Source organism: Actinomadura meridiana, from assembly GCF_039537545.1.
GTDB classification, from domain to species: Bacteria; Actinomycetota; Actinomycetes; order Streptosporangiales; family Streptosporangiaceae; genus Spirillospora; species Spirillospora meridiana.
Genome location: NZ_BAABAS010000004.1, coordinates 541,320 through 547,573 on the forward strand (window position 1 = coordinate 541,320; position 6,254 = coordinate 547,573).

The following is a 6,254-nucleotide window of genomic DNA, read 5'->3' on the forward strand; positions in this document are numbered from 1 at the left end:
CTTCTAACGCAGCGGGGCGGACGGACCGCCCGGCGACTCGTAACGACCATCGACGACGGTCCGCGCCAACGCGCCCACCTCGTCCTCCCCCAACCGGCGGTACCCGTCCGACGTCACCGACGCCACCACCGGGAAGATCTGGCGCGTCAGATCCGGCCCACCCGTCGCCGAATCATCATCGGCCGCGTCGTACAACGCCTGCACGCACACCAGGCCCGCGTCCTCCACCGACAGATCCGGACGGTACAGCTTCTTCAACGCGCCCCGCGCGAACACCGACCCCGAACCCACCGAGTAGAAGTCACGCTCCTCGTACCGGCCACCCGCCGGGTCGTACGAGAAGATCCGACCCCCGTCACGCTCCTCGTCATACCCCGCGAACAACGGCACCACCGCCAGCCCCTGCATCGCCATGCCCAGGTTCTGCCGCACCATCGTCGCCAGCCGGTTCGCCTTACCCTCCACCGACAGCGTCCGACCCTCACGCTTCTCGTAATGCTCCAGCTCCACCTGGAACAACCGCACCATCTCGATCCCGATGCCCGCCGTCCCAGCGATCGCGATCGCCGAGAACTCGTCCGCGCGGAACACCTTCTCGATGTCCCGCTGCGCGATCATGTTCCCCGCCGTCGCCCGCCGGTCCCCCGCCATCACCACCCCACCGGGGAAGACCACCGCGACGATCGTCGTCCCGTGCGGGATGTCGTCCCCCACCCGCGAGGCCGGAGGCGTCCGCCTACCGGGCAGCAACTCCGGCGAATAGCCCCCCAGGAACTCCGTGAACGACGACGTGTCCGGGCTCGCGAACAACCCCGGCAGACGCCCGGCATGCGAATCGTGCGACGCCACGCGACTCCCTTCCTCCACCATGACACCGGCTCCCTCTCGGGCCCCACCGGCACGGACCACTACGACCCTACTGTTCAAGGTCGCCCCCGCGCATGCCCCATGATCCCCACCCAGTCCGCCCACGGCGAACCCCAGGTCGGATCTTCCCGTCAACGCCCCGTCCCGTATGTGATCCACAGGGGCTTGCCGAGCTCCGGGTTCGCCTTACGGTGCCGACCGTCGGCCTCCCAGCGGGCTGTCCAGCCGCCAGGGGCCACCTTCGCCGGGTCGACGTCCGGGACCGTGAAGGAGAGCCGGGTCCCGCCGTCCGGTGTCGGGACGGTCTTCACCAGGGCGCCCATGAGGTAGTCCGCCGCACGGCGGAGCGCGATGGGATCGTCCAGAAGCTGCCCCATGCCCGCATTGCAGCCTAGGCAAGCGATACCGCGCACCGCGCCCGTCTTGTGGTCGTGATCGATCTGCTCGGCGGGGAGGTCGAAGCAGACCGCGCATAGCCCGACCTGCGTCTTGCGCAGCCACTCGACGCCTTCGTCATCGATCCCGTAGCGGCCCAGGCGATGTTGCTCGCGCGGCGAGGTCTGCCTCGGCCTCGCCCGCCACTCGCTCTCAGTCAAGTGGGTTCGCCCCACGAAAACAGGGGCGCCCCGTTCGAGCATCAAGCGCCTCGCCTGGGAGCCTTCGAGTTCCAAGTACTCCGCCGCGAGGCGCAGCCGCTCCGGGTTGTCCTCGAACTGGCCGAGGCCCCCGTTGCACTTGAAACACAGGATGCGGCGCACGAGGCCGGTCAGGTGATCGTGATCGACGTGCTTCGGCTCGGCTCGGAGGCAGATGACGCACACACCGCCCTGCTCGGCGATCATCTGGTCGACCCGCCCCTCGGTCAGGCCGTAGCGGCGCTTGAGGAAGAAGTTGCGTTCACTTCCGTGATTGCGCCGTCTGATCTCTGCCATGGCCGCCGAGTGGCACGGACGGCAGTAGCTGGTGAGGCCTGAGCTTTCCGCACGGTTTCGCCCGAACTCGTTGATCGATTTCGTCTCTTTGCACCGTGCGCAGTACTTCATGCCTTTTGGAACGTCCGAGTAGCGGCGATACTCTCGCGTATCTTTGCCGAGGCTTTTCTGTTTCGACCGGTATGAACGACTGTTTCGCAACCCGAAACATGCCTTGCAGTAGTAGGCCAGGCCATCCTTGGAGGACTTGAGCCTCCAGAAAGCCGTCGCAGGCTTGATCTCACCGCAATCGCGGCATCTCTTCGAAAGCATGAGCGAGACTTTATCCATCTCGCCCATGCTTTTCGAGCCGCTTTTAGAATGCGCTACCTACGTCCTGGAATGTCACCTTATCTGGAGGGTGAGCGAATCGGACATATATGGTCACTCTCCCCCTTTTTGGACATAGGCTCTTACGAAGTCTTCTGCGTTCTCTTCTAGTACTTCGTCTATTTCGTCCAGAATTGAGTCCACGTCGTCGGTGAGCTTCTCCTGGCGCTCCTGCACGTCCTCGGTGGTCGTGGCCTCGGTCTCCTCGACCTCTTCCGTGCGCCGCGTGGTCTGCTTCTGACCGCCGGTGTCCTTCGTGGCCATTCCGTACCTCCGCTCTGCCGGTGCTCTCGACCCTATCTCCGATCTTCGACGGCAAGCGGATCTTGAGCGTCCGTTTCGCCGCTTCCGTCCCGGGGGTCGGGGGCATGCTCGGGTTATCGCCCGCGCGCCTGCCGCTGAAACGGGCATACCAGTCACGATACCGAGACCTCTAGCGTTTGCGCTGGTCAGGGCGCTAGCGAACGCTCGATAGTGTGGCTATCTAATAGGTGCGAGCGGCTGAGCCTTGTGTGGCCTTGGGGGGCGGTGGGTCAGCTCTGGCCGGTCAGGGTGGCGACCAGGTCGACCGCGGTGCGGCAGCGGTCCAGGAGGGCGCCCACGTGCTGCCTGGTGCCGCGCAGGGGCTCCAGGGTGGGGACGCGCTGGAGGGACTCGCGGCCCGGGACGTCGAAGATGACGGAGTCCCAGGAGGCGGCGGCGACGGAGTCGGCGTACTGGCGCAGGCAGCGGCCGCGGAAGTAGGCGCGGGTGTCCTCGGGCGGGTCCTCGACGGCGGCCTGGACCTCGGCCTCGGTGACGAGGCGGTCGACGCGGTCGCGGTGGACGAGCCGGTTGTACAGGCCCTTGTCCGGCCGGATGTCGGTGTACTGGAGGTCGACGAGTTGCAGGCGCGGGTGGGACCAGTCGAGGCCGTCGCGGCTGCGGTAGCCCTCCAGGAGGGCGAGTTTGGCGACCCAGTCGAGTTCGCGGGACAGCTGCATGGGGTCGTCGCCGAGGCGGTGCAGGACGGACTCCCAGCGGTCCAGGACGTCCTTGGTCATCTCGTCGACGTCGGCGCCGAAGCGGTCCTCGACGTACTTGCGGGACTGTTCGAGGTACTCCATCTGGAGTTGCACGGCGGTCATCTTGCGGCCGTCGCGGAGGGTGAGGAGGTGTTTGCAGGACGGGTCGTGCGACACGGCCCTGAGCGCGGCGACGGGCATGTCGACGGACAGGTCGACGGTGAGGAACCCGTCCTCGATCATGGCGAGGACGAGGGAGGTCGTGCCGAGCTTGAGGTAGGTGGACAGCTCGGCCATGTTGGCGTCGCCGATGATGACGTGGAGGCGCCGGTACTTCTCGGGGTCGGCGTGGGGTTCGTCGCGGGTGTTGATGATGGGGCGTTTGAGGGTGGTCTCCAGGCCGACCTCGACTTCGAAGAAGTCGGCGCGCTGGCTGATCTGGAAGCCGTCGCCGCGACCGTCGACGCCGATGCCGACCCGTCCGGCGCCGGTGACGACCTGGCGGGAGACGAAGAAGGGCGTGAGGTGGCGGACGATGTCGGCGAAGGGGGTCTCGCGGCGCATGAGGTAGTTCTCATGGCAGCCGTAGGAGGCGCCCTTGTTGTCGGTGTTGTTCTTGTAGAGCTGGATGGGGTGGGTGCCGGGGACCATGGCGGCGCGCTGGGCGGCGTCGGCCATGACGCGTTCTCCGGCCTTGTCCCAGGTGACGGCGTCGCGGGGGTTGGTGCATTCGGGTGCGGAGTATTCGGGGTGGGCGTGGTCGACGTAGAGCCGGGCGCCGTTGGTGAGGATGACGTTGGCGAGGCCGAGATCCTCGTCGGTGAGCTGGGTGGGGTCGGCGACCTCGCGGGCGAGGTCGAAGCCGCGGGCGTCGCGGAGGGGGTTCTCCTCTTCGAAGTCCCAGCGGGCTCTGCGGGCCCGCGCGGCCGATGCCGCGAGGTAGGCGTTGACGACCTGGGAGGAGGTCACCATCGCGTTGGCCCCTGGCTGCCCGGGTACGGAGATGCCGTACTCGGTCTCGATGCCCATCACCCGCCGAACACTCATATCGTCGAGCCTATCGGGGCGGGCGGGGTGGAGCCACGGGGCCGGGTGTTCGGGGGTGGCGCGGCGGGGCATGGCTGCGCGGCGGCCTCGCGGGTGGAGGCCGCCGCGCGTGTCGCGACGTGGGCCGAATCAGAGATATTGGCCGGTGTTGGCGACGGTGTCGATGGATCGTCCGGCTTCGGCGCCCTTGGTTCCGGAGACGAGGGTGCGGATGTAGACGATCCGTTCCCCCTTCTTGCCGGAGATGCGGGCCCAGTCGTCGGGGTTGGTGGTGTTGGGGAGGTCTTCGTTCTCGCTGAACTCGTCGACGCAGGCGGCGAGGAGGTGGGCGACACGCAGGCCTTTCTGCCCGGTGTCGAGGAACTGTTTGATGGCCATCTTCTTGGCGCGGTCGACGATGTTCTGGATCATGGCACCGGAGTTGAAGTCCTTGAAGTAGAGGACTTCCTTGTCACCGTTGGCGTAGGTGACTTCGAGGAAGCGGTTCTCCTCGGTTTCGGTGTACATGCGTTCGACGGTGCGCTGGATCATGGCCTCGACGGTGGCCTCTTCGGAGCTGCCGTGTTCCTTGAGGTCGTCCGGGTGGAGGGGAAGTCCGGTGAGGATGTACTTGGAGAAGATGTCCTTGGCGGCTTCGGCGTCGGGGCGTTCGATCTTGATTTTGACGTCGAGGCGGCCGGGCCGCAGGATCGCGGGGTCGATCATGTCCTCGCGGTTGGAGGCGCCGATGACGATGACGTTCTCGAGGCCTTCGACGCCGTCGATCTCGCTGAGGAGTTGGGGGACGATGGTGTTCTCGACGTCGGAGGAGACTCCGGAGCCGCGGGTGCGGAAGATGGAGTCCATCTCGTCGAAGAAGACGATGACGGGGGTTCCGGCGGAGGCCTTTTCGCGGGCGCGCTGGAAGACGAGGCGGATGTGGCGTTCGGTTTCGCCGACGTATTTGTTGAGGAGTTCGGGGCCCTTGATGTTGAGGAAGAAGCTCTTGCCTTCTTGGCCGGTCTTCTCCGCGACCTGTTTGGCGAGGGAGTTGGCGACGGCCTTGGCGATGAGCGTCTTGCCGCATCCGGGGGGTCCGTAGAGGAGGACGCCCTTGGGTGGCCTGAGTTGGTGTTCGCGGAAGAGGTCGGCGTGCAGGTAGGGCAGTTCGACGGCGTCGCGGATCATTTCGATCTGTGAGCCGAGCCCGCCGATCTCGTCGTAGGAGATGTCGGGGACCTCTTCGAGGACGAGTTCTTCGACCTCCGCCTTGTGGATCTTCTCGTAGGCGTATCCGGAGCGAGGTTCGAGCATCAGGGAGTCGCCGGCGCGGAGCGGTACTCCGCGGAGTGGTTCGGCGAGTTTGACGACGCGTTCCTCGTCGGCGTGCGCTATAACGAGGGCGCGTTCGCCGTCGTCGAAGAGTTCTTTGAGCATGACGACTTCGCCCTGCTCTTCGAACTTGAGTGCTTCGACGACGTTGAGGGCCTCGTTGAGCATGACCTCCTGGCCGCGTTGGAGTTCGTCGACGTCGACGGCGGGGCTGACGTTGACGCGGAGTTTGCGTCCCCCGGTGAAGATGTCGATCGTTCCATCGTCGCGGGCCTCGAGGAAGACGCCGAACCCGGATGGTGGTTGTGCGAGCCTGTCGACCTCCTCCTTGAGCGCCACGATCTGTTCGCGAGCCTCTTTGAGGGTCGCTACGAGTCGCTCATTCTGCCCGGTTACGGCGGCCAGGTTGGCCTGTGCCTCATGGAGGCGTTCTTCCAGAACACGTACTTGGCGCGGGGATTCCGCGAGCTTGCGGCGCAGCACGGAGATCTCCTCCTCCAGGAAGGAGATCTGCGTTTGGAGGTCTCTGACCTCTTTTTCGTGCTGCGCCTTTCGCGCCCCAGCATCATCACGAGCGGCCACGCCCCGTCACCTCCTCACGAAGAGCCGACGACCTACTGAGACCCTACCTATCTGGAGGGCTTCCGTAACCTGCCCATTCGGTGTTCGTGTCGTGCGGGGGGCTTCCGCGGGGGTTGGGAGGGGTGCTGTGGGGGCGGTGTGG

The 6,254-nt window shown here is 65.9% G+C and carries 5 protein-coding genes; all 5 read right to left on the reverse strand.

Annotated features, from left to right (window positions below; all coding sequences use genetic code 11):
* Nucleotides 1-3: 3 nt before the first annotated feature.
* Nucleotides 4-849 carry a proteasome subunit beta gene (gene prcB / locus ABD808_RS06610; RefSeq protein ID WP_344891387.1) on the reverse strand — a complete coding sequence of 282 codons (846 nt, stop codon included), beginning with the start codon at nt 847-849 and terminating at the stop codon, nt 4-6.
* A 149-nt stretch (nt 850-998) separates the two neighbouring features.
* Nucleotides 999-2,138, reverse strand: a complete 1,140-nt coding sequence (locus ABD808_RS06615; RefSeq protein WP_344891389.1) for an endonuclease VII domain-containing protein — start codon at nt 2,136-2,138, stop codon at nt 999-1,001.
* An 84-nt stretch (nt 2,139-2,222) separates the two neighbouring features.
* Entirely contained in the window at nt 2,223-2,432 is a 210-nt protein-coding gene (locus ABD808_RS06620; protein ID WP_067886731.1) for a ubiquitin-like protein Pup, read from the reverse strand.
* 269 nt (nt 2,433-2,701) lie between these two features.
* On the reverse strand, nt 2,702-4,219 hold the full coding sequence (dop, locus tag ABD808_RS06625) for a depupylase/deamidase Dop (RefSeq protein ID WP_344891397.1): 1,518 nt from the start codon (nt 4,217-4,219) through the stop codon (nt 2,702-2,704).
* Between the two features lie 129 nt (nt 4,220-4,348).
* Nucleotides 4,349-6,112: a proteasome ATPase gene (arc, locus tag ABD808_RS06630; RefSeq protein WP_344891400.1), complete on the reverse strand. Its 1,764-nt coding sequence runs from the start codon at nt 6,110-6,112 to the stop codon at nt 4,349-4,351.
* Nucleotides 6,113-6,254 lie beyond the last annotated feature (142 nt).